The following is a 25,542-nucleotide window of genomic DNA, read 5'->3' on the forward strand; positions in this document are numbered from 1 at the left end:
GTCAGCCCTCGTGCCGCTCCAGGAACGCCTCCGTCGGCAGGGCCCGGAAGTCGGCGAGCCGGGCGCGGAGGGTCGCGTGGTCCCAGTCCCACCAGGCGAGCCGCTGCAGGCGCGCGGCGATCTCCGGCGGCTGGCGATAGCGGATCACGGTGGCGGGTACGCCCGCGACGATGGCGTAGTCCGGCACGTCGCGCGTGACGACGGCGCCGGACGCCACGACCGCGCCGTCCCCGACGCGCACGCCCGGCTTGATCATGGCGCCGTGCCCGATCCACGTGTCGTGCCCGATGGAGGTGCGGCGGGAGCGACGGTGCTGGAAGAACTCGGCGTCGTCCTCCACGTCGTCCCAGTACATGGTGCTGCGGTACATGAAGTGGTGCAGCGTGGCCCGGTCGAGCGGGTGGTCGGTGGCGCCGATCCGCACCGCGCTCGCGATGTTCGCGAAGCGGCCCACGTCGACGTGCGCGAGGTCGCACAGCCGGTCGCAGTAGCTGTAGTCGCCGATCACGGTGTCGAGCAGGCGCGTGGCGGCGCCGATCTCCGTCCAGCGGCCGAGCGCGCTGCCGCTCATCGTGACGTCGGGGCCGATCACGGGCTCCTCGGTGAGCTTCGCGGTCATGGGGTCTCCGTCCCTCCGCGGGGTGCGGGGTCGTGGGGGTGGTGTCCCGCGGGGTGCGGGGAGGCGGCGAGCGCGGACGCGCGGGCCGCCCGGATCACGTCGAGCAGGGCCTCGCCGCCCTCGGCGACCGTGCCGTGGTTCCGCACCTCGTGGTCGGCCACCCGGTCGGGCGCGGGATCCCGGCGGGCGAGGCGCCGGGCGATGTCGTCGTCGGGCTCGCGGCCGCGCTCCCGGAGCCGGGCGGCGCGCACGTCCTCGGCCACCGTGATCCGCACCACGACCAGCCGGGCGTAGCGCGCCTGGAGCACGCCGAGCATGCTGCGGGAGACGTTCGCCACCACGGCGGCGCCCGCGCGGACGGCGTCGTCGGCCGTGGCGGGGATCCCGTAGGAGAGGCCGTGCGCGCGCCAGGTCACGGCGTACTCGCCGCGCGCGGCGGCCGCGGCGAACTCCTCGACGCCCACGGGGTCGAAGTCCTCGCCGGGCCCGGGCGGGCGGGTGATCGCGCGGCGGGGGAAGTGCGCGTCCGGTCCGCTCCGCGCGCGGGCGGCGGCGAGCAGCGCGTCCTTGCCGACGCCGCTCGCGCCGACGACGGCGACGAACGGTCCGGGGCCGAGGGGGATGCGGGCGGAGGCGTCGCTCACGACACCCGCGCTCCCCGGAGGAACACGCTCCGGACGACGGGCACGGTCCGCCCGCCGGGGTGCCGCTCGCTCGCGGGGGTGACGTGGCGGTGCACGCGCACGAGGTCGGCGCGCGCGCCCACGCGGATCGCCCCGCGGTCGTCGAGGCCGACGGCCCGCGCCGGGTCGCCGCTGACGAGCCGGACGCCGCGCGTGAGGGGCAGGATCCCGTCGGCGTCGAGCTGCACGACCGCCTGCAGCGGGCTCGCGGGCACGTAGTCGGAGGACAGCACGTCGAGCAGCCCGAGCGCGAGCAGCTCGGTGGCCGCCACGTTGCCCGACTGGCTGCCGCCGCGCACGATGTTCGGCGCGCCCATCACGATCAGCTGCCCGTGCTCCCGCGCGGCGCGGGCGGCGACCACGGTCGTCGGGAACTCGGAGATGCGCACGCCGAGCGCCGCGGACTCCTCGACGTGCGCGACGGTGGCGTCGTCGTGGGCCGCGAGCGTCACCCCGCGCGCGGTGGCGAGCTCGGCGATGGCCACGCGGTTGGGCGTCGAGTGCTCGGCGGCGACGGCCTGCAGCTCCTCCATCAGCGCGCCGATCCCGGCGGCCGACACGCGTCCCCGGCCCACCATGTACTTCGTGAACGCCTCGACGTCCGCGTACTGGCGCTGCCCGGGCGTGTGGTCCATGAGCGAGGCCAGGCGGACGGACGCGATGCGGTCGAACTCGCGGAACTCGGCGGCCGTGTCCGGCGCCGCGACCTCGCAGCGCAGGTGGATGAGGTGCTCCGCGCGCAGCAGCCCGGCGGTCCCCGCGTGCTCGATCGCCTCCGCGAGCGAGAGGGACAGGTGCGTGGCGTCGTCACGGCCCTCGAGCGTGCCGATGCGGATCGCGTTGAAGACCGTGGTGACGCCGGCGCCGCTCAGCTGGGCGTCGTGCGCGAGGACGGCGGGGACCGGATCCCAGCGCGTGCCCGGCCGGGGCTGCGCGTGCGACTCGAGGTGGTCGGTGTGCAGCTCGACGAGGCCGGGGATGAGCAGGTCGCCGTCGAGGTCGTCGCCGGTGCCGCCGGCCGCGCCGGCGGCGCCGGGGGAGATGTCGGCGACGAGGCCGTCGCGGATCAGGACGGATCCGTGCAGCACCTCGTCGTCGAGGACGATGCGGGCGTTGCGCAGGACGGTCTCGCGGCTCATCGGGGTCCTTCGGGGTCGGGCGCCGGGGCGGCGCGAGGGTGGGGCGGGGTGTCGGGGTCGTGCGGGGTGTCGGGGAGCGGGGCGTGGGGGTGGGGCGGGGAGTCGGGGCGGGGAGCGAGCGGGGTGCGCAGCGGATGCACCGCGTGCAGCCGGAAGGGCGCGCCGGGCGCGTCCTCGATCAGGACGGCGAGCGCGTCGATCGCGACCGGCCGGTCCGTGCCGTCGGCGAACCAGGCGGCGAGGGCGGCCTCGACGAGCGGGCGTTCGGCGGCCGGGATCCGGTCGGTGAGGGTCAGGTGGAAGCGGAACCGGTCGAGCACGTGCGGGTAGCCCCAGGTCGCGAGGAGCTCGCGCTGCCGCGGGCTGAGGGACGCCGGATCCCGGCGGGCCGTCTCCGCATCCGTCGGGGGAGCGCGGAACGCGTCGAGGCCCGTGACGACGTCGGCGGCGAGCGCGTCCAGCGTCGGCGTGGGACCGGTCGGCACGAGCGCGAGGAACCCGCCGAGCGACGCGACCCGGAGCCCGGGCAGCGCGACGCGGTCCCGGGCGCCCGCGAGGCCGGCCACCGCGGCGTCGAGCTCCGCGAGGTCGCGCCCGTCGGCGAGGCGGAAGGGCGCCTTGAGCGTGCCGTGGAAGCCGTAGCGGCGGGCGTCGACCGTGATCGCGTCGACCTCGGCCCGCGTCCACCCGGCGGGCGCGGCCGGGGCCGGGGCCGGGGACCCGCCCACGACGGACCGGCCGAGCCACGCCTCGGCGCGCTCCCGCAGGATGATCCCGGTGGCGTCGCCGGACCCGATGCCCGGGATCGCGTAGACCGCGACGCGCGTCATCGCGCGGCCTCCGCGAGCGCGCCCGCCTCGAGCGCCGCTTCCGCGAGCGCCGGCACGAACGCCTCCACGTCCACGATCCGGTCGGCGACCGCCGCCCGCACCTCCTCGTCGTGGAAGATCCCCAGCATGCCGACGCCGGCCGCGCGCTTCTCGGCGATCAGCTCGACCACCACGTCGCGGTTCCGCGCGTCGAGGGACGCGGTCGGCTCGTCGAGCAGCAGCAGCGGGAGCTCCGGCAGGAACCCGCGCGCCACGTTCACGCGCTGCTGCTCGCCGCCGGAGAAGGTGGCGGGCGGCAGCGACCACAGCCGCTCCGGGATGGAGAGGCGCGTGAGCATCCGCGCCGCGCGGTCGCGGGCCTCCTCCGCCGCGACGCCGCGCTCCACGAGCGGCTCGGCCACCACGTCGAGCGTGCCGACGCGGGGGACGCAGCGGAGGAACTGGCTCACGTAGCCGACGGCGTCGCGTCGCGCGGCGAGCACCGCGCGCGGCGCGGCCGTGACGATGTCCACCGCGCCGCGGGGCCCGGGCCCGAGCACGAGGATCCGCCCGCGGTCGGCCTGGTAGTTGCCGTAGACGAGCTTCAGCACCGTGCTCTTGCCGGCCCCCGACGGGCCGCCGAGCACGACGCTCTCGCCGCGGCCGACGACGAAGGAGAGGCCGTCGAGGACGGCGAGTCGCTGCCCGCCCTGCAGGTGCATCGTGAAGGTCTTGGCGACCCCGTCGACGGTGAGGACGGGGACGGGGACGGGCGCGGATCCGGGCGTGCTCCCGGCGGTGCTTCCGGTCATGGGGCGGATCATCCTTGCAGGATCGAGGAGACGAGCAGCTGGGTGTACGCGGCCTGCGGGTCGTCGAGCACCCGGTCGGTGAGGCCGGACTCGATGACGCGGCCGTCCTTCATCACGAGCGTGCGGTGCGAGATGAGGCGGGCGACCGCGAGGTCGTGCGTGACGATGATCACCGCGAGGCCGAGCTCCGCCACGAGGCCGCGGATCAGGTCGAGCAGGCGCGCCTGCACGGAGACGTCGAGGCCGCTCGTCGGCTCGTCCATGAAGACGAGCCGCGGCGAGACGACGAGGTTCCGGGCGATCTGCAGCCGCTGCCGCATGCCGCCGGAGAACGTCGTCGGGTGGTCGTCGATGCGGTCGACGGGGATCTCCACGTGCCGCAGCCACTCGGCCGCCGTCTCGCGGATCCGCCCGTAGTTCCGCCACCCGTTCGTCATGAGCGGCTCGCCGACGTTGCCGCCCGCGCTCACGTGCATGCGCAGGCCGTCGGCCGGATCCTGGTGCACGAAGCCCCACTCGCTCCGCCAGAGCCGGCGCACCGCGCTCTCGGACAGGTCCGCCAGCTCCACGGTCTCGCCGTCGGCCAGCCGATAGCGGATGCTGCCCTCGCTGAGCGCGAGCCGCTGGGACAGGGTGCCGAGCAGGGTCGACTTCCCGGATCCGGACTCGCCCACGACCGCGAGCACCTCGCCCGGCCAGAGGTCGAAGTCGACGTCGCGGCAGCCGTAGCGGTCGCCGTAGCGGTGGGCGGCCCCGCGGACCTCGAGCAGCGGTCGGTCGTCGTCGCTCACGCGAGCGCCTCCTCGTCGTGGGCGCGGGCGGCGTCGGCGGGGGCCGCCGTGCGCTCGCAGTGGTCGGTGTCGGAGCAGACGAACACGGATGCGCCCCGGTCGTCGGTGATGACCTCGTCGAGGTACACGCCGGTGGATCCGCAGATCGCGCACGGGTCGGCGAACGTCTGCGGCTCGAACGGGTGGTCCTCGAAGCCGAGGCTCTCCACGCGCGTGAACGGCGGCACGGCGTAGATGCGCTTCTCGCGGCCGGCGCCGAACAGCTGGAGCGCGGGGCTCATGTGCATCTTCGGGTTGTCGAACGACGGGATCGGCGACGGCGCCATGAGGTACCGGCCGTCGACCATCACGGGGTAGTCGTACGTCTTGGCGACGTGGCCGTAGCGCGCGATGTCCTCGTAGAGCTTCACGTACATCAGCCCGTACTCCTCGAGCGCGTGGAGGCGCCGGGTCTCCGTCTCGCGCGGCTCGAGGAAGCGCAGCGGCTCCGGCATGGGCACCTGGTAGACGACGACCTGGCCGTCGGCGAGCGGCGTCTCGGGGATCCGGTGCCGGGTCTGGATCACGGTGGCCTCGTCGGTGCGCGTGGTCGTGGCGGCCCCGGCGACGGACGCGAAGAACTGGCGGATGGAGACGGCGTTCGTGGTGTCGTCGGCGCCCTGGTCGATGACCTTCAGCACGTCGTCCTCGCCGATGATCGCGGCCGTGACCTGCACGCCGCCCGTGCCCCAGCCGCGCGGCATCGGGACCTCGCGGCTCGCGAACGGCACCTGGAACCCGGGGATCGCGACGGCCTTGAGGAGCGCGCGGCGGATCATGCGCTTGGTCTGCTCGTCGAGGTAGCCGAGGTTGTAGCCGATGAGGGAGGAGCTCATGCGCGGGCCCCCGGTCCGGCCGGGACGGCGGCGGCGGCGGTTGCGGCGGTGACGGTGTCCGCGTCGGCCGCGTCCGCATCCGCAGGACCCGCGCCGTCCGCGTGCCGCTCCTCCCACTCCCGCGCCAGGCGCCGCACGAGCGCGAGCTCGGCCTGGAAGTCCACGTAGTGCGGGAGCTTGAGGTGCTCGACGAAGCCCGTCGCCTGCACGTTGTCGCAGTGGCTGATCACGAACTCCTCGTCCTGCGCGGGGGCGGTGATGCGCTCGCCGAGCTCGGTGGCCCGGAGCGCCCGGTCGACGAGCGCCATCGACATGGCCTTCCGCTCGCTCCGCCCGAAGGCGAGGCCGTAGCCGCGCGTGAACCGTGCCGGCTGGTCGGCGCTGCCCGTGAACTGGTTGACCATCTGGCACTCCGTGACCTCGATGCGCCCGAGCGGCACCGCGAATCCGAGCTCCGGCGCGTCGAGCTCCACCTCCACCTCGCCCACGCGGATCTCGCCCGCGAACGGGTGGGTCGTGCCGAAGCCGCGCTGGGTCGAGTAGCCGAGGCCGAGGAGGAAGCCCTCGTCGCCGCGGGCCAGGGCCTGCAGGCGCTCGGCGCGCGTCATCGGGTACACGGTGGGCTCGCGCGTGATGTCGGCGGGCTCCTCGTCGTCCTGGCCGGGGTGGGAGTCGGGCTCGATGAGCGAGGTGGCGCCGAGCAGGTCGGCGACGCGCGGCATCGTGGCGCCCGCGTCCTCCGCGCGCGTCGAGACGTCCGCGGGCTCCGCGTCCGAGAACAGGCGGTGCGTGTAGTCGAAGGTGGCGCCGAGCTGCTGGCCGCCCGGCAGGTCCTTGAAGGTGGCGGACACGCGGCGCTGCGGCGGGAGACCGGCGGTGTCCACCGGCAGCGTGTAGCCGAAGCGCGGCAGCGTCGTGCGGTAGGAGCGCAGCAGGGTGACCGCCTCCAGCACGTCGCCCTGGGCCTGGAGGAGGGCGCGGGCGGCGAGCTCGGGATCGTGCAGCGAGCCCTCGGTCATCACGCGGGAGACGAGGACGCCGAGCTGGCCGGCGACCTGCCCGGCCTCGAGCGGACGGGATCCGGGAGCGCCCCGGCCCTCCTGGGCGAGCAGGGCGTGCGCGGCGGCGATGGCCCGCTCCCCGCCCTTGACGGCGACGTACATGTCAGGCCTCCGATCGGGGGTCGGCCGCCCGGAGGCGGGTGGTGCGGGGGAGCCCGGCGACGGATCCCGCGTCGACGAGGAGCAGGTCGATGCCGCGCGGGAAGCAGGCGCCGTTCGCCCGCCAGGCGTCGAGGAACGCGTCGTCGGCCCAGGGGGCGTCGGCGACGGCGTGCCCGTCGATCCCGGGGCCCTCGGCGCGGATGCGGAGGGAGCCCGCGGCGCCGCGCACGTCGAGGAGGACGGTCGCGGAGCGGTGCGGCTCCTCGTCGGTGCCAGCGGCCAGCTCCGCGAGCGGGGGCAGCGACGCCGGGTCGGCGAGGACGAAGGCGGCGTCGGCGGGGTCGGCGACGATCCGCACGCCCGTGTGGAACGTGAGCCAGGACGTGACCTCGGCGTCGGCCGCGCGCCGCGGGTCGAGCCACAGCGCGGACTCCTCGTCGAGCACGGTGAGGGCGACGGCACCGAGTCCCGGGCCGAGGCCGGCGGGCGCCTCGGCGGGTCCGGTGAGCGGGTGGATCCTGGTCGGGTGCGCGAGCGCGTCGAGGAGCGCGCGGAAGGCGGCCTGCGCGCCGCGGGTCGCGTCGGCGAAGCCCGGAGCGGGGATGCCGGGCGCCGGGATGCCGGGCGCGGCAGTCCCGGGTGCGCGGCCCGCCACGGCGCTCACGCGTGCTCCCGGGCGACCGTGAAGAAGTCCACGAGCGTGCTGCGGGCCTCGGCGGCGCGCCTCGCGTCCGCCTCCGCCCGCTCGCGCTCGAGCGGCGCGACGACCTCCGCGAGCACGCGGTCGTGCAGCCCGGCGTCGAGGAGCATCCCGTCGAAGAGGGCGGCGAGGCGGGCGTGCTCGAGGTCGGATCCGAGGACATAGGAGCTGCCGAGGGCATCCGCCGCCATCGCGGGCCCGTGCAGCCGCAGGGTGGCGCGCGTGACCGTGGCCTCGCCGAGGTTGAAGCGCGCGCCCCCGGCGTCGACGCGGCCGCGGACCATGACGAGCCCGGCCTCCGGGCCGCGGATGTGCTGCACCTCGGGCTTCGGCTCCCACGCGGTCCACGCGGCGTCGAGCGCGCCCACGTCGGCGGCCGAGAGGACGCGCATCCAGCGTTGGCGGGCGGCGGCGTCCTCCCGTGCGGTCGTGCTGGTCGTGGTCGTCGTCATGGACGCGATCCCTCCAAGTTGTCTGCTCATCTAGATAAGTGGACCCTAGCGGCGGAGGGGGAGCGGGAGCGCGCGCCCGCGCGACGAGCCGGTCGCGGGCAGGTGAACAGTGGGGAACGCGGGCGGCGGCGGAGAGCCCGGCGGTCCGGATCCGCGTCGGCGCGCCGATCCGGGGCCACGCGCCCCCGCTAGCATCGAGAGGACATGGCGACCCAGAGCAGATCCACGAGCGGGTACTCCGCCTGGCGGCTCATCGCGGAGGAGCTGCGCGCCGAGATCATGCAGGGCGCGGTGCCGGCCGGCGCGAAGCTCGCGTCGGAGAGCGAGCTCGCCGAGCGCTTCGAGGTGCACCGCCACACCGTGCGGCAGGCCGTCGCGGCCCTCGCGGCCGACGGGCTCGTCGTCTCGCGGCGGGGCAGCGGCACGTTCGTGACCGCGCACGACGTGATCGTCCACCGCATCGGCCTCCGCACGCGGCTCAGCGACAGCCTGGGCGGCCGCGGCTCCGCGTCCACGGGCGAGCTGCTCGAGTGGGCCGTGGAGGATCCGCCCGCCGACGTCGCCGAGCGCCTCGCCCTCGCCGGTCGCCCCGCCCTCCGCCTCGAGACGCTGCGGCTCGTCGAGGGCCGCCCGGTCGTCCGCGGCACCTCGTGGCTCGTGGACGAGCTCGTGCCCGGCATCGTCGACCGCTACGGGCCCGACGGGTCGATGACGAACGCCCTGCGCGCCGTCGGCGTCGACGACTACCTGCGCGCCACCACCACCGTGACCGGCCGGCTCGCGACGGCCGCCGAGTCCGCGGAGCTGCGGCTCGCGTCCGGCGCGGTCGTCCTCGTGGTCCGCGCGCTCAACACGCTGCCGGACGGCACGCCGCTGCTCCTCAACGTGACGCGGTTCGCGGCCGATCGCGTCGAGCTCGACGTGGAGCACGGCCGGTCGTAGGCGACGGGGAGGCCGCCGCGCACCGCGTATCCTGAGCGCATGCGCGGATTCCGTCGTGGCGGATCCGCGAGCACCCCCGAGCCCGGCGACGGCGGGATGCCCGACACGCGCGGCCCCGTCCGCGCCCCGCGCGCCCCGCGCGCGCCGCGCGCCCCCCGCGCGAAGCTGCCGCGCGACGTGCTCGTCCTCGGCGTCATCGCGTTCTTCGTGATGGTCGGCTTCGGCGTGGTCGTGCCCGTGCTGCCCGTCTACGCGCGCAGCTTCGGGGTCGGCAGCTTCGAGATCGGCGCGGTCATCTCCGCGTTCGCGCTCATGCGGCTCGTGATGAGCCCGTTCGTGGCGCGGATCATGGACTGGACGGGCGAGCGCACCGTGCTCGCCATCGGCCTCGCGATCGTCGCCCTCTCCTCCGGCCTCGCGGGCCTCGCGCAGGACTACCTGCAGCTCCTGCTCCTCCGCGGCGCGGGCGGCATCGGGTCGGCCATGTTCTCGGTGGCGGCCATGACGCTGCTGCTCGGCTCGACGGATCCCACCCGCCGGGCCCGCGCGATCGGCTTCTACCAGGGCGGCTTCCTCATCGGCGGCATGGCCGGGCCCGCGCTCGGCGCCGTGCTCGCGACCGTCTCGCTCACCGCTCCCTTCTTCTTCTACGCGGCGACCCTCGCGGTCGCGAGCGTCATCGGGCTCCTGCTGCTGTCGAAGCGCACGGGCCCGGCGGACGCGACCGGCCCCGCCGAGCCGCCGCGGCCCTTCGCCGAGGTGCTCCGCGACACCCGCTACCGCGGCGCGCTCCTCGCCAACCTCGGCAACGGGTGGGCGTCGATGGGCGTCCGCAGCTCGCTGATCCCGCTGCTCGTCGTGGAGGTGATCCGCGCGCCCGCCGCCTCCACCGGCATCGCGTTCGCGTGCGCCGCGGTCGTGCAGGCCCTCGCGCTCGCGCCCGCCGCGCGCTTCGTCGACACGGTGGGCCGCCGGCCCGCGATCGTCGGGTCGTTCGCCGTCGCCGGCGTGTTGATGGTCGCGATCCCGTTCGCGCCGAACGTCATCGTGCTCACGATCCTGCTCTGCCTGTTCGGCGCGGCCGCGTCGTTCATGGGCACGGCACCGGGGGCCGCGGTGGGCGACGCCGCGGGCGGCCGCAGCGGCCGTCCCGTCGCTGTCTTCTCGATGGTGTCGGACCTCGGTGCCATCGTCGGCCCGCTCGTCGCGGGCTACCTCGCCGACGCCGTGTCGTTCCCCGTCGCCTTCGCGACGGGCGCCGTGCTGCTGCTCGCCGCCTCCGCGTACGCGCTGCTGCGCATGCCGCGGGACGAGCGCACGGCCGCGCCCGCCGCCGCCTGATCCGCGGCAGCCCGATCCGCCGCCATGCGATCCGAGTCCCTTCGATCCGCGGCCGCCCGATCCGTCGTCCGGCCGCTCCTCCCCAGGCGGATCCGCGGCCGGAGCGCTCGTCCTCGGACGTCATGCGCAGGATCCGCCGCGCGCTGTCCGTATCCTCGACTCCGTGACGACTCCCCCGAAGAAGCCGCTTCCCCTCGAGCACGACTCCACCCGCGACGGCACCCGCGACGCCGTGGAGCCCGCTCTCCGCTCGGACGTCAGCCACCTCGGCGGCCTCCTCGGCCAGGTGCTCCGCGAGTCCGGCGGCCAGGATCTGCTGGACGACGTGGAGCGGCTCCGCGAGCTGGTCATCGACGCGTACGAGAGCGCGCGCGACGCGTCCATCGACGACGCCGAGCGGCTCGTCGCCACCTTCACGCCCGAGCGCGCCGAGCAGGTCGCCCGCGCGTTCACCTGCTACTTCCACCTCGCGAACCTCGCCGAGGAGCACCACCGCGTGCGCGTCCTCCGCGAGCGCGAGGCGGCGTCGGGCTTCGTGCCCGACTCCATCCCGGATGCGGTCGGCAAGCTCACCGCGGAGCTCGGCCGCGAGGAGGCCATGCGCCGCCTCGGCGAGATGCGGTTCCACCCGGTGCTCACGGCGCACCCCACCGAGGCCCGGCGTCGGGCGGTGGCCACGGGGATCCGCCGCATCGGCGACCTCCTCACCGAGCGCGACGGCGCCATGGCCGGCACGCTCACGGGCCAGGACGTCGACCGGCGGCTGCTCGAGGAGATCGACGGGCTGTGGCGCACGTCGCCGCTGCGCACCACCCGGCCCACGCCGCTCGACGAGGTGCGCACGGCCATGGGCGTCTTCGACCAGACGCTGTTCGAGGTCGTGCCGCGCGTCTACCGCCTGCTCGACGACTGGCTGCTCGGCGAGGAGGCCGGCGTGCGCGACGCCGTGGCGCCCGCGTTCTTCCGGCTCGGCAACTGGATCGCGGCGGATCGCGACGGCAACCCGTACGTCACCGCGGCGGTCACCGAGGAGGCCGCGGGCATCGCCAGCGAGCACATCCTGCTCGGGCTCGAGCGCGTCGCCCTCCGCGTCGGCCGCTCGCTCACGCTGGGCGACGCCGACACCCCGCCGAGCCCCGAGCTCCGCGAGCTGGCCGCCGCGCAGGACGCGCTCGCGCCGCACCTCACCGCCCGCATCGGCACGCGCGCGCCGGCCGAGCTGCACCGCCGCGTGCTCCTCGTCATCGCCGGCCGCCTCGCCGCCACGCGCGAGCGCCACGACGATCCCATCGCCTACCCGTCCGCCGCCGAGCTGCTGGCCGACCTCCGCGTGCTCCAGGCGTCGCTCCGCAGCGCGGGCGCGCACCGCATCGCGGGCGGCGAGCTGCAGGGCCTCGTCTGGCAGGCCGAGACCTTCGGCTTCCACCTCGCCGAGATGGAGGTGCGCCAGCACTCGCAGGTGCACCGCGAGGCCCTCCGCGAGGTGCTCGCCGTGGCCTCGGCCGATGCATCCGGCGACCAGGCGCCCGAGCTCGCGCCCATGACGGTGGAGGTGCTCGACGTCTTCCGCACGCTCGCCCGCCTCCAGGAGCGGCACGGCGTCGCGCCGTTCTCCCGCTTCATCGTCTCGTTCACGCAGTCGGCCGACGACATCCGCACGGTGCACGAGCTGGCCGCGCTCGCCCTCGGCTCCGCGGAGGAGGCGCCCGTCCTCGACGTCATCCCGCTGTTCGAGACGTTCGCCGACCTGAACGCGAGCACCGAGATCCTCGACGGCATGATCCGCCTGCCCCAGGTCGCGGCCCGCCTCGCGCAGACGGGCCGGAAGCTCGAGGTCATGCTCGGCTACTCCGACTCCTCCAAGGACGTCGGCCCGGTGTCGGCGACCTTCGCGCTGTTCGACGCGCAGGCGCGCATCGCCGCGTGGGCACGCGAGAACGACATCGAGCTCACGCTCTTCCACGGCCGCGGCGGAGCCCTCGGCCGCGGCGGCGGACCGGCCGACCGCGCCGTGCGGGCCCAGCCGCCGGGATCCGTCGACGGCCGCTTCAAGCTCACCGAGCAGGGCGAGGTGATCTTCGCCCACTACGGCGACAAGCGCATCGCCGCCCGGCACATCGAGCAGATGGCCGCGGCCACGCTGCTGGCGTCCGCGCCCTCGAACGAGGAGCGCAACGCGGTCGCCGCCGAGGGATCCGCCGAGATGGTCCGCGTCATGGACGAGGCCTCGCGCGCCCGCTTCTTCGAGCTCGTGAAGGCGCCCGGCTTCGCGCCGTGGTTCGCGCAGGTCACGCCGATGGAGGAGATCGGGCTGCTGGCGCTCGGCTCCCGGCCCGCCCGCCGCGGCCTGTCGGTCGAGTCGCTGGAGGATCTGCGGGCCATCCCGTGGGTGTTCGCGTGGACGCAGGCGCGCATCAACCTCACGGGTTGGTTCGGCCTCGGCTCCGCGCTCGCCGCCGTGGGCGACGAGGCGGTGCTCCGCAGGGCCTACGACGAGTGGCCGCTGTTCACGTCGATGATCGACAACGTCGAGATGTCGCTCGCCAAGACCGACGGCCGCCTCGCGGAGCGCTACCTCGCGCTCGGCGACCGACCGGATCTCGCGGCGCTCGTCACCGAGGAGATGGAGCTCACGCGCGAGTGGGTGCGCAAGGCCACCGGCCGCGGCGAGATCCTCGAGGGCCGGCCGGTGCTGCGCCGCGCGGTGCGCCTCCGGAGTCCGTACGTCGACGCGCTCTCGCTGCTGCAGCTGCGGGCCCTGCGCGCGCTGCGCACGTCGGCCTCTGAAGCGGCGGGCCAGGGCGCTCCCGGCCAGGCCGACCCGACGGATCCGGACCACCGGCTCCTGCTCCTCACGGTAAACGGGATCGCGGCGGGGCTGCAGAACACGGGGTGACGCGCGATCACGGCGGAGCGGTTGCCGGCCATCGAGCTGGGACCCGCGATTCCGCGGCCGCTGCCCGACCTCGCAGTGGACCGGGAGGGATGGCGAGCACGTTCGTCCGCTGCCCTGCGGTAGGCGCCCACCCGGCAGCGCCAAGCGGCCGCGCGCCCGCTTGCAGGGGATGCCGAACGAGGGTCATGCTTGCCTGGTGTGGAGGTCGCGGAAGAACAGCGGTAGCGGGACGCCCCCGGCGCCTGCCGAAGTCTGGATCGTCTTGCAGGATGAGTCGCCCCACAACACGGTGCTCGGTGTCTTCGCACGCGAGCCCGAGGCTTCGCAGTTCGCCGACGAGGTGGAAGCGCGGTTCCCGCAGGGTGTCATCTACATGCGCTTCCGAGTCGGCTATCGCTATGACCGCGGGCCGGGTCACGTGGAGTTCGGGCCGGCCGGAGACTAGCCCGGACGTCAGCGGGGGCCGTGAGGCCCCCGCCGACTCATTTCACGGGTTGGTGCCGCAGGGAAGCTCGGCTTCCTCGTAGGCGGACGCAGCGCCAGTGCTGCCAGTCGGGAACGTGCCCGTACTGCGACCCGCAGTCGGCAAGGCGCATCTTCGGAGGCCGGAGGGGCGAGCCGGTGACATCGGCATCCCACCGTGGCCGACGTCGAGCGGACGAAGCCATGCCCATGGAGTCGTGCAGCGCGGCTCCATCAGGAGCGTGACCTGCTCGCGCACGCGAGCATCAGGTCCGACCGTCACGCGTCCGCTGCGTGCGGTCGCGCGAGAGCGGGAACCGGCGATCCAGGCGCGGACTGAGGACCACGAGGAACAGGAACACCGCGAGCAGCCATCCGGCGATCCAGTAGGCGGGGATGATGTAGATCGCGTGGTTCTCGAACGCGTCCGTCGTGATGCCGACGATCACGCCGATCGTGAGCAGCGCGCCGACGCCGTAGTAGAGGGCTTCGAGCCCGTCGGTGATCGTGTCGCGGCGTTCCTGCTGCCGCGCGGCGCTGGTGTCGGGGGCGGTGACGGCGCGTCCGTGGTCGCTCTCGTCGAGGGTGGCGGACAGGTCGCCCACCGGCACGTCGAGCGCGTTCGCGACACGCGTGAGCGTGTCGAGGCTGGCGTCGTTGCCGGCTTCGAGGCGCTGCACCGTGCGGACGGTGATGCCGCTGGCCTCGGCCAGGCGTTCCTGGGTCCAGCCGCGCTGCGTGCGGAGGTCGACGATCCGTGTCCCGTTCATGGTCTCCACAGTAGGGACGGGCCCCCGGCGCCGGCCACGACATCGACCCGACGACGGCCCGACATCCACCCGACAGCGTGCGCAGGGCGAGCCCGCCCCGCGCGATGAAGCGCGGCGACCCGGGAGATGCGTCCCCTGAGGGATCGATCGAGACGCGACGGCGAGTCTCGATGCTCGTCTGGCAGAGTCGACACATGGCTGACGAGGTGCACATCGACCGGGGAGCCGAAGGAGGACCGCGGACATCGGGCCGCGCATCCGTCGGGCAGTCGATGACCCTCATGGTGATCGCCGTGTTCCTCGCCGCGGGGGTCCAGGCCTTCTCGGGCCTGGAGCTGCTACCGCGTCTGGCTCTCGGAGCGGGCGTCGTGCTCGTCGTCACGTTCGTCGGGTTCCGGATCATCCGACGGCGGAACCTCCGGGCCGGGAGGCCTCGTCCCTGACGAGCTCGTGCAGGGGGCTGCGGCCTACGCCGCCCCGACCTCCCGGCGGATCGCCGCCGCGAAGCGGTCGATGTCGTCCTCGGTGGTGTCGAAGGAGCACATCCAGCGCACCTCGCGGCGGGCCGGGTCCCAGTCGTAGAAGCGGAACTCGCCGCGGAGGCGGTCGGCGACGCCCTCGGGGAGGATCGCGAAGAGGCCGTTCGCCTGCGTCTCCTGCGTGAACTCGACGCCGTCCACGCCGTCGAGCGCGGACCGGAGGCGCGCGGCCATGCCGTTCGCGTGGCGGGCGGAGCGGAGGTAGAGCGGCACGCCGTCGACCTCGGATCCGAGGAGCGCCAGCAGCTGCGCGCTCACGAACCGCATCTTCGAGGCGAGCTGCATGTTGAGCTTGCGGAGGTAGGTGAGGCCCTCGGACGCCTCCGGATCGAGCACCACGATCGCCTCGCCGTAGAGCAGGCCGTTCTTGGTGCCGCCGAAGCTGACGACGTCGACGCCGGCGTCCGACGTGAAGGCCCGGAACGGCGCGTCCAGCGTGGCCGCCGCGTTGGAGAGGCGGGCGCCGTCCATGTGCAGGCGCATGCCGCGCTCGTGCGCGTGGTCGGCGATCGCTCGCACCTCGGCCGGCGTGTAGACCGTGCCGAGCTCGGTGGTCTGCGTGATGCTCACGGCGAGCGGCTGCGCCCGGTGCTCGTCGCCCCAGCCCCACGCCTCGCGGTCGATGAGCTCGGGCGTGAGCTTCCCGTCCTCGGTGGGCACCTGCAGGAGCTTGATGCCGGCGACGCGCTCGGGGGCCCCGCCCTCGTCGGTGTTGATGTGCGCGGTGGTCGCGCAGACCACGGCGCCCCAGCGCGGCAGCATCGAGAGGAGGCCGGTGACGTTCGCGCCCGTGCCGTTGAAGACCGGGAACGCCTCGGCGCCGCGGCCGAAGTGCTCGCCGACGACCTCCTGGAGCCGGGCCGTGTAGGCGTCGCCGCCGTACGCGACCTGGTGCCCGCCGTTCGCGGCCGCGATGGCCTCGAGCACCTCGGGGTGGATCCCGGAGTAGTTGTCGGAGGCGAAGCCGCGGGCGGCGGTGTCGTGGAGGCGGAGGGGGGAGGCGGCGGTGGCGTCGGTCACGGGTCCATCTTCGCCTACCTGACGAGGTTCACTGGCTTCGGTCACAGGTTTACCTGTAGATTCATGCTCAGGATTTCCAAAGAGCGAGAGGTGCGCGATGAAGGGCAACGAACTGGTGTGGCGCACACTCGCTGACGCGGCGCTCCGTCAGGAGCGAAGGTGGAAGAGCGTCGAGGATCTCGCCTACTCCTCGGGGGTGCCCGCCTCGACCACGAACCTGGCCCTTGAGCGCCTGAGCCTGATCGGTGCGATCCTCAAGTATCCCCGCGGCGGCTTCTCGGTGACGAGCCTGGACAAGGTGCTCACCCTGTTGTGCGCGCGCAGGAATCTCATCCAAGACACCCTCGCCATGACCACGGTCGAGGGGGCCCGCCCGCTGATGGACGCCTCCGCCCATCCGTATGCGCTCGGGGGGCCGGACGCGGCGAAGGTGCACCTCGGGGGTGTCCATGTCGCTGATTTCATCGAGCATCTGCTCTACGTGCCCCATGTGCCTGCTTCGACGAAGCTGCCGCCCGGAGAAGAGGTCCGCATCATGACCATGGACAAGCGAGCAGCGCGGACCTGGGACGGGTACAGCTCGCTGGCCCAGACCTATGCCGATCTCTTCGCGACTCCGGGGTGGGCAGCCTCGGAATACCGGTACGCGATCCGGGACAAGTTCCTCCGGGAACGCGAGTGGGACCAGGCTCCCGATGCCACCTGACATCTCGGCCGACGAGTCGGCGCAGCTTCATCGCCTCGTCGACTCCCTCGGATACGAACTCGACCCATCGATCCTGATCGGAGGGTGGGCGACCTACCTGAGGGTCGGTGGCGACATCAGCCAGGACATCGATCTCATCGTGCAGGACCCGTCTCGACGAATCACCCTGCGGGATCGACTGGAGGACTACAGCGAGAGCTCTCGGCACAGCGGAGGGGCGAAGAAGGCTCGGGGCACAGCGGATGGCATCCACATAGACGCTTACTTCCCCTACGAGTCCCAGCTCGGGGATCACCTGCTGCTGAAGGTGGAGGTGCTGGCGCGATACGTGGACGAGCAGAAGCTGCGTGGTTGGTCCCTCCTCACCATCGAAGCGCACATCACCACGAAGATGGCGGCGTTGCTCGACCGGCCTGATTCGGAGAAAGGCGCCAAGGACGCTCGCGAGCTGGTGAGGCTCATCGAGTTCGGCGGGGATCCGGCGACGGTGATCCGCGTCCTCCTGGCGGCGACCGCAGGAGATCCTGCCGCGATACCCGACCAGGTGGCGCGGGCATTCGCGCTGCTCGCGGATCGTGCGGGCTTCAACAAGGCGCAGAGGAAGCGCTATCGCGACATGGCGCGGGGCTGGGAGGAGGAGGCGCGAATCCAGCTCCGTGGCTCGGGTCCGGCACCTGTGCTCTGAGCATCCTCGTCGAGGGAATGCGAACCTACCCCGGGAACCCGTGCAGCGCCACGTGCTGGAGGAGGATCACCGTCTTGCCGTCGGCGATGCGGCCGTCGGCGATCATCGCGAGCGCTTCGTCGAGCGTCACCTCGATGCGCTCGATGTCCTCGCCCTCCTCGGCCACGCCGCCGCCCGCGCCCACGACGTCGGCGGGAGCGTACGCGGCGAGGTAGTGGTGGACGCGCTCGGTGACGGATCCGGGGCTCATGAACAGGTCGAACAGGTGCGTGAGCGCGACGACCTCGACGCCCAGCTCCTCGCGGGCCTCGCGGCGGATCGCGTCCTCGGGGGAGTCCTCGTCGAGGAGGCCGGCCGCCGCCTCGATCAGCATGCCGTCGGGGTGGCCGTTGACGTAGGCGGGGAAGCGGAACTGGCGGGTGAGGAGGATCCGGTGCGTGTCGGCCGCGTAGAGCAGCACGGTCGCGCCGTCCCCGCGGTCGTACGTCTCGCGCTGCTGCTCCTGCCAGGATCCGTCGCGCAGCCGCAGGTCGAGCGTGGTCCGGCGGAGCACGTGCCAGCCGTCGGAGGTGACCTCGACGCGCTTCACGACCACGTCGGGGTTCCGGTCGAGGTCCGTCCCGCGGAGGTGGAGGCCGGTGCGGCCCCGCGAGTCGGGCACGGTCTCACCGGGGCGCGTCATGGGGCGATCCTCCCGGGGCGGGGGCGCGCGGCGCGTCCCCCGGAGGGCGGATCCGCGGGCGGCGACGGCGGGTCGGCGGCGGGACCGGGCCCGGATCAGGCCCGGTGCGACCAGCGGAGGGGCCGGCGCCCGCGGCTCAGGCGCGCCCCTGGAGGATCAGGTTCCAGTACACCCACGGCAGCACGTACCGGTCGGCGAGGAACGTGATGCGGCGCTCCTTCGCGAGGCCCTTCCAGCCGGGGATCGTGGGCTTCGGGCGGTAGCGGTCGTCGAACTCGGCGAACACGACGGTCGAGCGCGAGACGACGAAGGGACACACCGAGTACCCGTCGTAGACCTGCGGCAGGGGCTCGCTCTTGAGCGCGGCGACGAGGTTCTTCGCGACCGTGGTGGTCTGCTGGCGGAGCGCGCCGCCGGACTTCGAGTTCGTGGTGGCCGCCGCGTCGCCGAGCGCCCACACGTCCGGGAAGCGCGGGTGGCGGAGCGTGAGCGGATCCACCTCGACGAAGCCGCCCGTGTCGCCCGGAGCGGCGAGCCCGGTGCCGGCGAGCCAGTCGGGCGCCGACTGCGGCGGCACCGCGTGCAGCACGTCGTAGGCGAGGGTCTCGCGCTCCGGATCGTCGAGGCCCTGCTGCGCGGCGTGGTCCGGTCCGAGGAGCGCGCGGGAGCGGTCGACGCCGGCGATCTCCACGGTGCGGGCGACCGGATCCACGCCCACGAGCTCCCGCCCGTACCGCACCTCGATGCCGTACTCGGCGACCTTGCGCTCGAGCTCGGCGTCGATGAGCGGCATGCCGAACATGGTGGGCGTGGGCAGGACCAGCACCACGCGGATGTCGTCGAGCACGCCGAGCGCGCGCCAGTGGTCGCACGCCAGGTACATGGGCTTCTGCGACGCGCCCGAGCAGGTGCCCGGGCCGTCCGGCTGCGTGAAGACGACCGTGCCGGAGCGCACGTCCCGCAGCACCTTCGACGCCTTGGCGGCGTAGTGGTGCTCGTAGTTGGAGATGCCGACGGGCGAGTCCATCGCCTCGACGAGGCCGGGCACGCGATCCCAGTCCTTCTGGATGCCCGGGCAGACGACGAGCTGCCCGTACGACACCCGCGTGCCGGACGCGAGCGCGACCGTCTTCGCGACCGGGTCGATGCCGGCGACGCGATCCCGGATCCACGTGACGCCCTTCGGCGTGACGGACCCCTGCGGCCGCGTGGCCTGCGACGCGCGCGCGGTGCCGCCCGCGACGTGCGAGAACATCGGCTGGTAGTAGTGGGTGTCGCGCGGCTCGATGACCGCCACGTCGTCGACGCCGTACCGCCGGAGGCGCCCCGCGACCGAGAGCCCCGCGTTCCCCCCGCCGATGACGACGACGTCGTGGTGCGGGGTGGTGCCGGGAGCAGCGGTCATGGGCTCAACCTAGGCCCGACCTGCGACATCCGTGCGGGCGTCGGCGGACGGGTCCGCCCCGCGTGCCTCCGTGCCCCGGCTCCTGGCCGGAAAGCGCACGCGCGCCGCCTCCCGCTGGCCGCGCAGCGAAGCGCAGCCGCTCCTGCCTGGAGGATCCCTGGACGTCCGGGACGACCGGGTGGCCCTGCCCGTCTCCTTGACGTGCCGGTCATCCAGCCGGCACCGCGACCCGCATCCGGGGCGCGCCACCGATCACCAGGAGCACCCCATGACCGACGTCACCCCCGCCACCACCAGCCGCAGCGCCGCGAAGCACACCCCCGCGGGCTCCACCTCGGGCACGAACACGATCGCCGACGGCGTCGTCGAGAAGGTGGCGGGCATCGCGGCCCGCCAGGTCGCCGGAGTCCACGACCTCGGCAACGGCGCCGCACGCGCCGTCGGCGCGATCCGCAACGTCATCGGCCAGCAGAACCGCGGTCAGGGCATCTCCGTCGAGGTCGGCGAGAAGCAGGTCGCGGCCGACGTCATCGTCGTCGCCGAGTACCCCGTCGCGCTGCAGGACCTCGCCGACCGCATCCGTGAGGCCGTCACCGACGCGATCTCCGAGGTCGTCGGCATGGACGTGACCGAGGTCAACGTCACCGTCTCCGACGTGCACATCCCCTCGGACGACGCGGACGAGGACGACGACTCCGCGAAGAGCCGCGTCCAGTAGCACCACCCGCGGGCGGGACCGGGCGAGACCCGGCCCCGCCGCCGCACGGGCCGAAGCCGGTCCGCGCCTCCCACCGCCGCACCCCTCCGACACCGAGGACAGATCCGATGAGCACGTCCACCACCCCGGCGAAGGCCCCCCGCGACACGCCCGCCCAGGGCCGCGGCCAGAAGGCGGCCGCCGCCGGGAACCGCCCCTCCAACGCCGCCCGCTGGGGCGCCGAGGCGTTCGGCACCTTCCTCCTCGTCTTCGGCGGCGTCGGCACGGCGCTCTACGCGTCGGCCTTCCCCGACGAGGGCAACGCCACCGGCGTCGGCTTCCTCGGGGTCGCGCTCGCGTTCGGCCTCACCGTCATGGCGGGCGTCGCCGCGGTCGGCGGGATCTCCGGCGGGCACTTCAACCCGGCCGTCACCGTCGGCCTCGCGGTCGCCGGCCGCATCGGCTGGCGCGAGGTGCCCGGGTACGTCGTCGCGCAGCTCGTCGGCGGGATCCTCGCCTCCAGCGCTCTCGCGCTCATCGCCGCCGACGGCCCGGCGGGCTACCTCGCCTCGGCCCAGGACGCGGGCTTCGCCTCCAACGGCTTCGGCGACGCGTCGCCCGGCGGCTTCGGCCTCGGCGCGGTGCTGCTCATCGAGGTGATCCTGACGGCCGTCTTCGTCGCCGTGATCCTCGCGGTCACCGCCCAGAAGGCCTACGCGGCCGTGGCGCCGATCGTCATCGGGCTCACGCTCACCCTGATCCACCTCATCAGCGTCCCGGTCAGCAACACGTCCGTGAACCCGGCCCGCTCGATCGCGGCCGCCGTCTACGGCGGGCCGGTCGCGCTCGGGCAGGTGTGGGCGTTCATCGTCGCGCCGCTCGTGGGAGCGGCGATCGCCGGCCTCGCGCACCGCGTGCTGACCCGCGCGGCCGACGTGCCCGCCTGATCCGCCCGCCCGCCTGCCTCTCCGCACGTCCAGCCGCCTGACCCGCACCAGCAGCACCCGCATCCGCATCCGCACCCACCGAAGGAGCACCGCCGTGAACGACGCCGCACCCGCCATCCGTCCCGTCGATCTGACCGGCATCGAGGCCGCGCACCCCGAGGGGGAGACCGCCGCGCAGCGCATCGGCGTCGCGGCGGCCGAGACCGCCGCGGGCGTCACCGGCGTGCACCACCTCGGCGGATCGGCCGCGCGGGCCCTCGGCGCCGCATCGCGGGCGATCCGCGGCACGAGCACGGGGCCCGGCGTCACCGTGTCGGAGGAGCAGGGCGGCACGGTGATCGACATCGACCTCGTGGTCGAGTACCCCGCGCCCGTGCAGGACGTGGTGGACCGGACCCGCGCGCAGGTCGCGCGCGCTGCCCGGCAGATCGCACCCGGTCCGGTGCGCGTGAACATCCGCGTGGCCGACGTGCACGGCCCGTTCGACGACGAGCAATCGCCGGCGGGCGCCGCGCTCGAGCGGGCGGAGGACGCCGGGTCCGACGCGCTCGAGAAGGCGGAGGCGGCCGGGTCCGATGCGGCCGACCGCGTGCACGAGGCCTCGGTCGATGCCGCCGATCGCGCCCGGGACGCCGGGGACCGCGCGGGCGACACGGCGAGGGAGGTCGGATCCGAGCTCGCCGGCCGCGCGAGGGCCGTCGGCGCGGTGCTCGCGGACTCCGCGAAGGCTGATGTCGAGGACACTCGCGAGGCGGCCGCGGAGCGCGATGCGGACGCATCCACCCGAGACCGCTCCGTCGAGGACGATTCCACGGCCGCCGACTTCGACACCTACGCCGAGGCGGGTGCGGATGACCCGGACGACCCCGAGGTCCCCTTGGTCGTCGACGAGCGCGCCGACGGCACTACCCGCGTCGAGGTGGACGGCCCGGCTGCCGTCGAGCGGCCCTAGGAGCCGGCCTGCACGAGCCGGCCCGCGCGAGCCAGCCCGCGCGAGCCGCCTCGGCGAGGCGCGGAAAGCCCGCTAGCGCCCGATGCCCTTCAGCGAGCCGGTGGTCTTCCCCGCGGGATCGCCGACGAGGCATGTGACGGTGCGGTCGCCGGTCATCCAGCCCTCGGCGGTGGGCTGGTAGTACGTGTACTCGTAGGCCGAGTCCTGGTAGTCGAAGCCGATGAAGGAGTCGAAGCCCTTGCCGCACGCCTCGTCGGCCTGCGCGTCGACGGGGTCCGCGCCGGGGTAGTCGGACCCGCCCGTGAGGGTCACGTCGCGGTACGCCTCGAAGTCGTGCGGGTCGGAGCACGGCACAGTGCGCACGTCGTGCACCTCCTGCGAGGCCCCGTTCCCGGATTCGCTCGAGAGGCTGTCGACGAGCGACTGGTCCTCGATGCAGTCGCCCTGGCGCAGGTCGAACACGTCGGTCGAGCCGCTCGCGGTGATGGCGCCCTGCTCGTCGCGCGGGGCGTCGTGCGGGAGCAGATCGGCGATCTGCTGCGGCGAGCATCCGCTGAGCGCGGCGGCGACGAGGACGGCCGCGAGCGCGGTGGGCAGGATGGTGCGGCGGGCAGCGGTGGCCATGGTGTCCTCGGGGTGGTGGAGCGGATCGGGTTCACCGTAGCGGGAGACGGGGTCGCCGCGTGCACGCTCGCCACGCCCGCGTCGTCAGCCGAAGCGCGCGCCGGCCGGCCGCGATCGGACGCACGCGCGCCCGGCCGCGTCCGCGGGGGAGCGGACGCGACCGGGCGGTCGTCGAGATGCGGCCGGGCCGCGCGGGCATCAGCCCTTCAGCGCGTCCTTCAGCTTCACGCGGCTGCCGGTGCGGAGCAGCGAGTTGCTGTAGATGCGGGATCCGAGGGCCACCACCACGGCGGTCGTCGCGATGAGCACGACGAGCGACACGAGCGGCTCCCACCACTCGGCGGTGCCGGTGAACAGGCGCAGCGGCATGCCCACCGGCGCCGAGACCGGGACGTACGACATGATCGTCATCACCGTGGGGTTGTCGTTGAAGAGGATGACCGCGAAGTACGGGATCATCACGAGGTAGGTGACGGGCATGGTCACCGCGCCCACGTCCTCCTGGCGCGACACGAGCGAGGCGGCCGCCGCGAACAGCGAGGCCAGCAGCACGAAGCCGAACAGGAAGAACACGACGAACCACAGCACCGACGGTCCGACGACCGCGAGGAGCGCCGTCTGGTCCGTCACGAGCAGGCCGACGCCGGACATCAGGGCGATGAGGGCGATCTGCGTGAACGCCAGGATGCTGTTGCCGAGCACCTTGCCGGCGAGCAGCGCGCGCACGGGGATCGTCGACATCAGCAGCTCCACCACGCGGGTCTGCTTCTCCTCCACGACGCTCTGGGCGATGATCTGCCCGAACGTGAGCGCCGAGATGAAGAACACGACGCCGAACACGACCGCCATCAGGTAGCCGATCGCGGGGTTGGTCGTCGGCTCCTGGAGCAGCTCGACGCGCGGCGCCTCCGTGAGCGCCTGCACGACGCCGTCGGGGGCGGAGGTGTCGCCGATCACGAGCACGGCGCCGTCGGCCGGGGCCGCGTCGTCGGGCACGACGGCCGCGTCCACGTCGCCGTCGCGCACCATCTGGCGCGCGTCCTCGACGCTGTCGGCGGGCACGCCCTCGAGGCCGGATGCGCGGTCGACCGCCTGCGTCGCCGCGCCGACCACGGCCACGCGCGTCGTGTCGCCCCCGGTCTCGCGGCCGGCGAGGAAGCCCGAGACGACGATGGAGGCGAGGACGCCGATCAGGAGGATCGCCGTGCTGATGAGGAACGACTTGCTGCGCAGGCGCATGCGCACCTCCCGGCCGGTGACGAGCATCGTCGACTGGCCGAACGTGGGGGCCTGGCCCCGGGCGGCGCCGCGGCTCGTGCCGGACGCGGTGGACGTGGTGCTCACTGGACGACCTCCTGGAAGATCTCGCTGAGGGTGGGGCGGCGGCGCGTGAAGCTCGTGACGGATCCGCGGGAGACGGCCTCGGCGAGCACGCGCTGGCGCGCGGCGTCGTCGGCCTCGAAGAGCACGTAGCCGCCGTCGAACTCGACGACCTCGACGCCGGGCACGTCGCGCACCCATCCGCCGTCGCCGTCGATCTGCAGCTCCGTGAGGGGGCGGCTGTGCTCGTCGCGCAGCTGCTCGCGGTCGCCCGATGCGCGGATCCGGCCCTCGGCGATGACGACCACGTCGTCGCAGAGGCGCTCCACGATGTCGAGCTGGTGCGAGGAGAACAGCACGGGCACGCCCTGCGCGGCCCGCTCCGTGAGGACGCCGAGCACGTTCTCGACCGCGATCGGGTCGAGGCCCGAGAACGGCTCGTCGAGCACGAGCACCTCGGGGTCGTGCACGAGGCTCGCGGCGATCTGCGCGCGCTGCTGGTTGCCGAGCGACAGCGACTCGATGGCGTCGTTCCGGCGCTCGCCGAGGCCGAGCCGCTCGAGCAGGCGCTCGGTGCTCGTGGTCGCGTCGGACGCGGACATGCCGTGCAGGCGGCCGAGGTACACGATCTGCTCCTGCAGCTTCATCTTCGGGTACAGCCCGCGCTCCTCCGGCATGTAGCCGAACGTGCGGCGGCTCGAGGTGCCGAGGTCGGTGCCGTCGAGCGACACCGTCCCGGAATCGGGCGTGAGCACGCCGAGCATGATGCGCATGGTGGTGGTCTTGCCGGCGCCGTTGCCGCCGACGAAGCCGGTCAGCCTCCCCGGCCTGACGGCGAAGGACACGTCGTCGAGGACGCGGCGGTCCCCGAACGATCGCGTGACGTTGTGGACTTCGAGCACGGAGGGCCTCCTCGGTGGGCGTGGGTGATCCGTGCTGCTCACGCTAGGTGCGGGGCTGCGCCGGGGAGTCCGCCATGAGGGGGAACCCGGAGGGGGACGGGACGGGGGCACGTGGACCCCCGATCTGGGGTGCCGCCGCGCCTGGCTCGACGCGGGCGCCGCTCCTAGGGTCGGACCATGCGCATCGCCACCGTCGTCCAGGCCGTCGCCGACGGGGTCGGCGCGGCCGGCCTCGTGCTCTTCGCGCTGATCGCCACCGACATCGGCACCCCGCCGCTGGCCCTGAGCGGGCTCGCGCTGGTGACGCTGTCGCTCGTCGTGCGGGTGGCCGCGCTCATCCAGGTGCGCCGCGGGCTCGAGCGCGTGGCCACGCGTCGCGGGGCGTGGCGCTGGTGGATCCACGCGCTCTGGCTCGTGCAGGCCGTCGCCTTCGTCGCGGGCCTGGTGCTCGCGCACTCGTCGGTCGGCCCCGTGGCCGCCGCCGTGCTCGCGGGCGTCGCGGTCGCCCTCGCGTCGGTCGCGCTCGCCGGGGGAGCCGCGCGGCAGCCCGGACGCCCGGCCGGCTTCGTGGACTCGGCCGCGATCACCGCCTACGCGTAGCGGGTTCTG

General features: G+C 74.0%; 27 protein-coding genes. 10 read left to right on the forward strand and 17 right to left on the reverse strand.

Annotated elements, in window-relative coordinates:
* Position 1: 1 nt before the first annotated feature.
* From ACU4ZT_RS01725 to phnG, 10 genes are read right to left on the reverse strand one after another with little or no spacing between them, the layout of a single operon-like run.
* Complete coding sequence (locus ACU4ZT_RS01725; RefSeq protein ID WP_445337733.1) at positions 2–619, reverse strand: DapH/DapD/GlmU-related protein; 618 nt, start codon at positions 617–619, stop codon at positions 2–4.
* The gene (gene phnN, locus ACU4ZT_RS01730; protein WP_445337734.1) at positions 616–1,263 is read right to left on the reverse strand and encodes a phosphonate metabolism protein/1,5-bisphosphokinase (PRPP-forming) PhnN; all 648 of its coding nucleotides are present in this window, start codon (positions 1,261–1,263) and stop codon (positions 616–618) included. The genes ACU4ZT_RS01725 and phnN overlap by 4 nt, the downstream gene beginning before the upstream one ends.
* The gene (locus ACU4ZT_RS01735; protein ID WP_445337735.1) at positions 1,260–2,441 is read right to left on the reverse strand and encodes an alpha-D-ribose 1-methylphosphonate 5-triphosphate diphosphatase; all 1,182 of its coding nucleotides are present in this window, start codon (positions 2,439–2,441) and stop codon (positions 1,260–1,262) included. The genes phnN and ACU4ZT_RS01735 overlap by 4 nt, the downstream gene beginning before the upstream one ends.
* The gene (locus tag ACU4ZT_RS01740; protein WP_445337736.1) at positions 2,438–3,271 is read right to left on the reverse strand and encodes a DUF1045 domain-containing protein; all 834 of its coding nucleotides are present in this window, start codon (positions 3,269–3,271) and stop codon (positions 2,438–2,440) included. The genes ACU4ZT_RS01735 and ACU4ZT_RS01740 overlap by 4 nt, the downstream gene beginning before the upstream one ends.
* Positions 3,268–4,062: a phosphonate C-P lyase system protein PhnL gene (gene phnL / locus ACU4ZT_RS01745; protein WP_445337737.1), complete on the reverse strand. Its 795-nt coding sequence runs from the start codon at positions 4,060–4,062 to the stop codon at positions 3,268–3,270. The genes ACU4ZT_RS01740 and phnL overlap by 4 nt, the downstream gene beginning before the upstream one ends.
* An 8-nt stretch (positions 4,063–4,070) precedes the next feature.
* Entirely contained in the window at positions 4,071–4,853 is a 783-nt protein-coding gene (phnK, locus tag ACU4ZT_RS01750) for a phosphonate C-P lyase system protein PhnK (RefSeq protein WP_445337738.1), read from the reverse strand.
* On the reverse strand, positions 4,850–5,728 hold the full coding sequence (locus ACU4ZT_RS01755) for an alpha-D-ribose 1-methylphosphonate 5-phosphate C-P-lyase PhnJ (RefSeq protein ID WP_270980642.1): 879 nt from the start codon (positions 5,726–5,728) through the stop codon (positions 4,850–4,852). Before ACU4ZT_RS01755 ends, phnK begins: the two co-directional genes overlap by 4 nt.
* Positions 5,725–6,891 (reverse strand): carbon-phosphorus lyase complex subunit, encoded by a 1,167-nt coding sequence (locus ACU4ZT_RS01760; protein ID WP_445337739.1) that lies wholly within the window; start codon positions 6,889–6,891, stop codon positions 5,725–5,727. The genes ACU4ZT_RS01755 and ACU4ZT_RS01760 overlap by 4 nt, the downstream gene beginning before the upstream one ends.
* Position 6,892: 1 nt before the next feature.
* Complete coding sequence (phnH, locus tag ACU4ZT_RS01765) at positions 6,893–7,555, reverse strand: phosphonate C-P lyase system protein PhnH (protein WP_445337740.1); 663 nt, start codon at positions 7,553–7,555, stop codon at positions 6,893–6,895.
* The gene (phnG, locus tag ACU4ZT_RS01770) at positions 7,552–8,043 is read right to left on the reverse strand and encodes a phosphonate C-P lyase system protein PhnG (RefSeq protein WP_063070427.1); all 492 of its coding nucleotides are present in this window, start codon (positions 8,041–8,043) and stop codon (positions 7,552–7,554) included. The genes phnH and phnG overlap by 4 nt, the downstream gene beginning before the upstream one ends.
* Before the next feature lie 204 nt (positions 8,044–8,247).
* Between phnG and phnF the strand changes: the two genes are divergently transcribed.
* From phnF to ACU4ZT_RS01785, 3 genes are all read left to right on the forward strand, one after another.
* Complete coding sequence (gene phnF / locus ACU4ZT_RS01775) at positions 8,248–8,985, forward strand: phosphonate metabolism transcriptional regulator PhnF (protein ID WP_445337741.1); 738 nt, start codon at positions 8,248–8,250, stop codon at positions 8,983–8,985.
* A gap of 39 nt (positions 8,986–9,024) precedes the next feature.
* Complete coding sequence (locus ACU4ZT_RS01780) at positions 9,025–10,326, forward strand: MFS transporter (RefSeq protein WP_445337742.1); 1,302 nt, start codon at positions 9,025–9,027, stop codon at positions 10,324–10,326.
* Positions 10,327–10,489: 163 nt separating this feature from the next.
* On the forward strand, positions 10,490–13,222 hold the full coding sequence (locus ACU4ZT_RS01785) for a phosphoenolpyruvate carboxylase (RefSeq protein WP_270980637.1): 2,733 nt from the start codon (positions 10,490–10,492) through the stop codon (positions 13,220–13,222).
* Between the two features lie 728 nt (positions 13,223–13,950).
* On the opposite strand, the gene ACU4ZT_RS01790 is transcribed toward ACU4ZT_RS01785, so the two are convergent.
* On the reverse strand, positions 13,951–14,454 hold the full coding sequence (locus tag ACU4ZT_RS01790) for a helix-turn-helix domain-containing protein (protein ID WP_445337743.1): 504 nt from the start codon (positions 14,452–14,454) through the stop codon (positions 13,951–13,953).
* Between the two features lie 194 nt (positions 14,455–14,648).
* Between ACU4ZT_RS01790 and ACU4ZT_RS01795 the strand changes: the two genes are divergently transcribed.
* Positions 14,649–14,897 (forward strand): hypothetical protein, encoded by a 249-nt coding sequence (locus tag ACU4ZT_RS01795; RefSeq protein WP_270980634.1) that lies wholly within the window; start codon positions 14,649–14,651, stop codon positions 14,895–14,897.
* A gap of 24 nt (positions 14,898–14,921) precedes the next feature.
* On the opposite strand, the gene ACU4ZT_RS01800 is transcribed toward ACU4ZT_RS01795, so the two are convergent.
* A complete protein-coding gene (locus ACU4ZT_RS01800; protein WP_445337744.1) occupies positions 14,922–16,013 on the reverse strand; it encodes a threonine aldolase family protein in 1,092 nt (363 codons plus the stop codon).
* Positions 16,014–16,110: 97 nt separating this feature from the next.
* On the opposite strand from ACU4ZT_RS01800, the gene ACU4ZT_RS01805 reads away from it, so the two are divergent.
* Together ACU4ZT_RS01805 and ACU4ZT_RS01810 are read left to right on the forward strand one after the other, a co-directional pair.
* Positions 16,111–16,719: a hypothetical protein gene (locus ACU4ZT_RS01805; RefSeq protein ID WP_445337745.1), complete on the forward strand. Its 609-nt coding sequence runs from the start codon at positions 16,111–16,113 to the stop codon at positions 16,717–16,719.
* Positions 16,709–17,404, forward strand: coding sequence for a nucleotidyl transferase AbiEii/AbiGii toxin family protein (locus ACU4ZT_RS01810; protein WP_445337746.1), 696 nt, complete (start codon positions 16,709–16,711; stop codon positions 17,402–17,404). Before ACU4ZT_RS01805 ends, ACU4ZT_RS01810 begins: the two co-directional genes overlap by 11 nt.
* Before the next feature lie 25 nt (positions 17,405–17,429).
* Here the strand turns inward: ACU4ZT_RS01810 and ACU4ZT_RS01815 are convergent, their stop codons facing one another.
* Complete coding sequence (locus ACU4ZT_RS01815) at positions 17,430–18,086, reverse strand: NUDIX domain-containing protein (RefSeq protein WP_414748496.1); 657 nt, start codon at positions 18,084–18,086, stop codon at positions 17,430–17,432.
* Between the two features lie 136 nt (positions 18,087–18,222).
* Positions 18,223–19,491: an NAD(P)/FAD-dependent oxidoreductase gene (locus ACU4ZT_RS01820; RefSeq protein ID WP_445337747.1), complete on the reverse strand. Its 1,269-nt coding sequence runs from the start codon at positions 19,489–19,491 to the stop codon at positions 18,223–18,225.
* 268 nt (positions 19,492–19,759) lie between these two features.
* Here ACU4ZT_RS01820 and ACU4ZT_RS01825 point away from each other — a divergent pair, with 268 nt between their 5' ends.
* The 3 genes from ACU4ZT_RS01825 to ACU4ZT_RS01835 all read left to right on the forward strand — a co-directional run bounded on the left by ACU4ZT_RS01825 (position 19,760) and on the right by ACU4ZT_RS01835 (position 22,087).
* Positions 19,760–20,209, forward strand: a complete 450-nt coding sequence (locus ACU4ZT_RS01825) for an Asp23/Gls24 family envelope stress response protein (RefSeq protein WP_445337748.1) — start codon at positions 19,760–19,762, stop codon at positions 20,207–20,209.
* A gap of 107 nt (positions 20,210–20,316) precedes the next feature.
* On the forward strand, positions 20,317–21,135 hold the full coding sequence (gene aqpZ / locus ACU4ZT_RS01830) for an aquaporin Z (protein WP_445337749.1): 819 nt from the start codon (positions 20,317–20,319) through the stop codon (positions 21,133–21,135).
* A 94-nt stretch (positions 21,136–21,229) separates the two neighbouring features.
* Entirely contained in the window at positions 21,230–22,087 is an 858-nt protein-coding gene (locus ACU4ZT_RS01835; RefSeq protein WP_445337750.1) for an Asp23/Gls24 family envelope stress response protein, read from the forward strand.
* Positions 22,088–22,159: 72 nt separating this feature from the next.
* Here the strand turns inward: ACU4ZT_RS01835 and ACU4ZT_RS01840 are convergent, their stop codons facing one another.
* From ACU4ZT_RS01840 to ACU4ZT_RS01850, 3 genes are all read right to left on the reverse strand, one after another.
* Positions 22,160–22,711: a septum formation family protein gene (locus tag ACU4ZT_RS01840; RefSeq protein ID WP_445337751.1), complete on the reverse strand. Its 552-nt coding sequence runs from the start codon at positions 22,709–22,711 to the stop codon at positions 22,160–22,162.
* 198 nt (positions 22,712–22,909) lie between these two features.
* Positions 22,910–23,977, reverse strand: coding sequence for an ABC transporter permease (locus ACU4ZT_RS01845; RefSeq protein ID WP_063070455.1), 1,068 nt, complete (start codon positions 23,975–23,977; stop codon positions 22,910–22,912).
* A 74-nt stretch (positions 23,978–24,051) separates the two neighbouring features.
* Positions 24,052–24,933: an ABC transporter ATP-binding protein gene (locus ACU4ZT_RS01850; protein WP_270980624.1), complete on the reverse strand. Its 882-nt coding sequence runs from the start codon at positions 24,931–24,933 to the stop codon at positions 24,052–24,054.
* A 177-nt stretch (positions 24,934–25,110) separates the two neighbouring features.
* Between ACU4ZT_RS01850 and ACU4ZT_RS01855 the strand changes: the two genes are divergently transcribed.
* Positions 25,111–25,533, forward strand: a complete 423-nt coding sequence (locus ACU4ZT_RS01855; RefSeq protein ID WP_063070416.1) for a hypothetical protein — start codon at positions 25,111–25,113, stop codon at positions 25,531–25,533.
* Positions 25,534–25,542 lie beyond the last annotated feature (9 nt).

This window comes from Clavibacter davisi, from assembly GCF_052751415.1.

Excerpts from the sequence above, each read along its gene's own strand:
- ACU4ZT_RS01725 (WP_445337733.1), bottom strand. The coding sequence starts at position 619 with ATGACCGCGAAGCTCACCGAGGAGCCCGTGATCGGCCCCGACGTCACG.
- ACU4ZT_RS01735 (WP_445337735.1), bottom strand. The coding sequence starts at position 2,441 with ATGAGCCGCGAGACCGTCCTGCGCAACGCCCGCATCGTCCTCGACGAC.
- ACU4ZT_RS01740 (WP_445337736.1), bottom strand. The coding sequence starts at position 3,271 with ATGACGCGCGTCGCGGTCTACGCGATCCCGGGCATCGGGTCCGGCGAC.
- phnL (WP_445337737.1), bottom strand. The coding sequence starts at position 4,062 with ATGACCGGAAGCACCGCCGGGAGCACGCCCGGATCCGCGCCCGTCCCC.
- ACU4ZT_RS01755 (WP_270980642.1), bottom strand. The coding sequence starts at position 5,728 with ATGAGCTCCTCCCTCATCGGCTACAACCTCGGCTACCTCGACGAGCAG.
- ACU4ZT_RS01760 (WP_445337739.1), bottom strand. The coding sequence starts at position 6,891 with ATGTACGTCGCCGTCAAGGGCGGGGAGCGGGCCATCGCCGCCGCGCAC.
- phnG (WP_063070427.1), bottom strand. The coding sequence starts at position 8,043 with ATGACGACGACCACGACCAGCACGACCGCACGGGAGGACGCCGCCGCC.
- phnF (WP_445337741.1), top strand. The coding sequence starts at position 8,248 with ATGGCGACCCAGAGCAGATCCACGAGCGGGTACTCCGCCTGGCGGCTC.
- ACU4ZT_RS01780 (WP_445337742.1), top strand. The coding sequence starts at position 9,025 with ATGCGCGGATTCCGTCGTGGCGGATCCGCGAGCACCCCCGAGCCCGGC.
- ACU4ZT_RS01790 (WP_445337743.1), bottom strand. The coding sequence starts at position 14,454 with ATGAACGGGACACGGATCGTCGACCTCCGCACGCAGCGCGGCTGGACC.
- ACU4ZT_RS01795 (WP_270980634.1), top strand. The coding sequence starts at position 14,649 with ATGGCTGACGAGGTGCACATCGACCGGGGAGCCGAAGGAGGACCGCGG.
- ACU4ZT_RS01805 (WP_445337745.1), top strand. The coding sequence starts at position 16,111 with ATGAAGGGCAACGAACTGGTGTGGCGCACACTCGCTGACGCGGCGCTC.
- ACU4ZT_RS01810 (WP_445337746.1), top strand. The coding sequence starts at position 16,709 with ATGCCACCTGACATCTCGGCCGACGAGTCGGCGCAGCTTCATCGCCTC.
- ACU4ZT_RS01815 (WP_414748496.1), bottom strand. The coding sequence starts at position 18,086 with ATGACGCGCCCCGGTGAGACCGTGCCCGACTCGCGGGGCCGCACCGGC.
- ACU4ZT_RS01820 (WP_445337747.1), bottom strand. The coding sequence starts at position 19,491 with ATGACCGCTGCTCCCGGCACCACCCCGCACCACGACGTCGTCGTCATC.
- ACU4ZT_RS01825 (WP_445337748.1), top strand. The coding sequence starts at position 19,760 with ATGACCGACGTCACCCCCGCCACCACCAGCCGCAGCGCCGCGAAGCAC.
- aqpZ (WP_445337749.1), top strand. The coding sequence starts at position 20,317 with ATGAGCACGTCCACCACCCCGGCGAAGGCCCCCCGCGACACGCCCGCC.
- ACU4ZT_RS01840 (WP_445337751.1), bottom strand. The coding sequence starts at position 22,711 with ATGGCCACCGCTGCCCGCCGCACCATCCTGCCCACCGCGCTCGCGGCC.
- ACU4ZT_RS01845 (WP_063070455.1), bottom strand. The coding sequence starts at position 23,977 with ATGCTCGTCACCGGCCGGGAGGTGCGCATGCGCCTGCGCAGCAAGTCG.
- ACU4ZT_RS01855 (WP_063070416.1), top strand. The coding sequence starts at position 25,111 with ATGCGCATCGCCACCGTCGTCCAGGCCGTCGCCGACGGGGTCGGCGCG.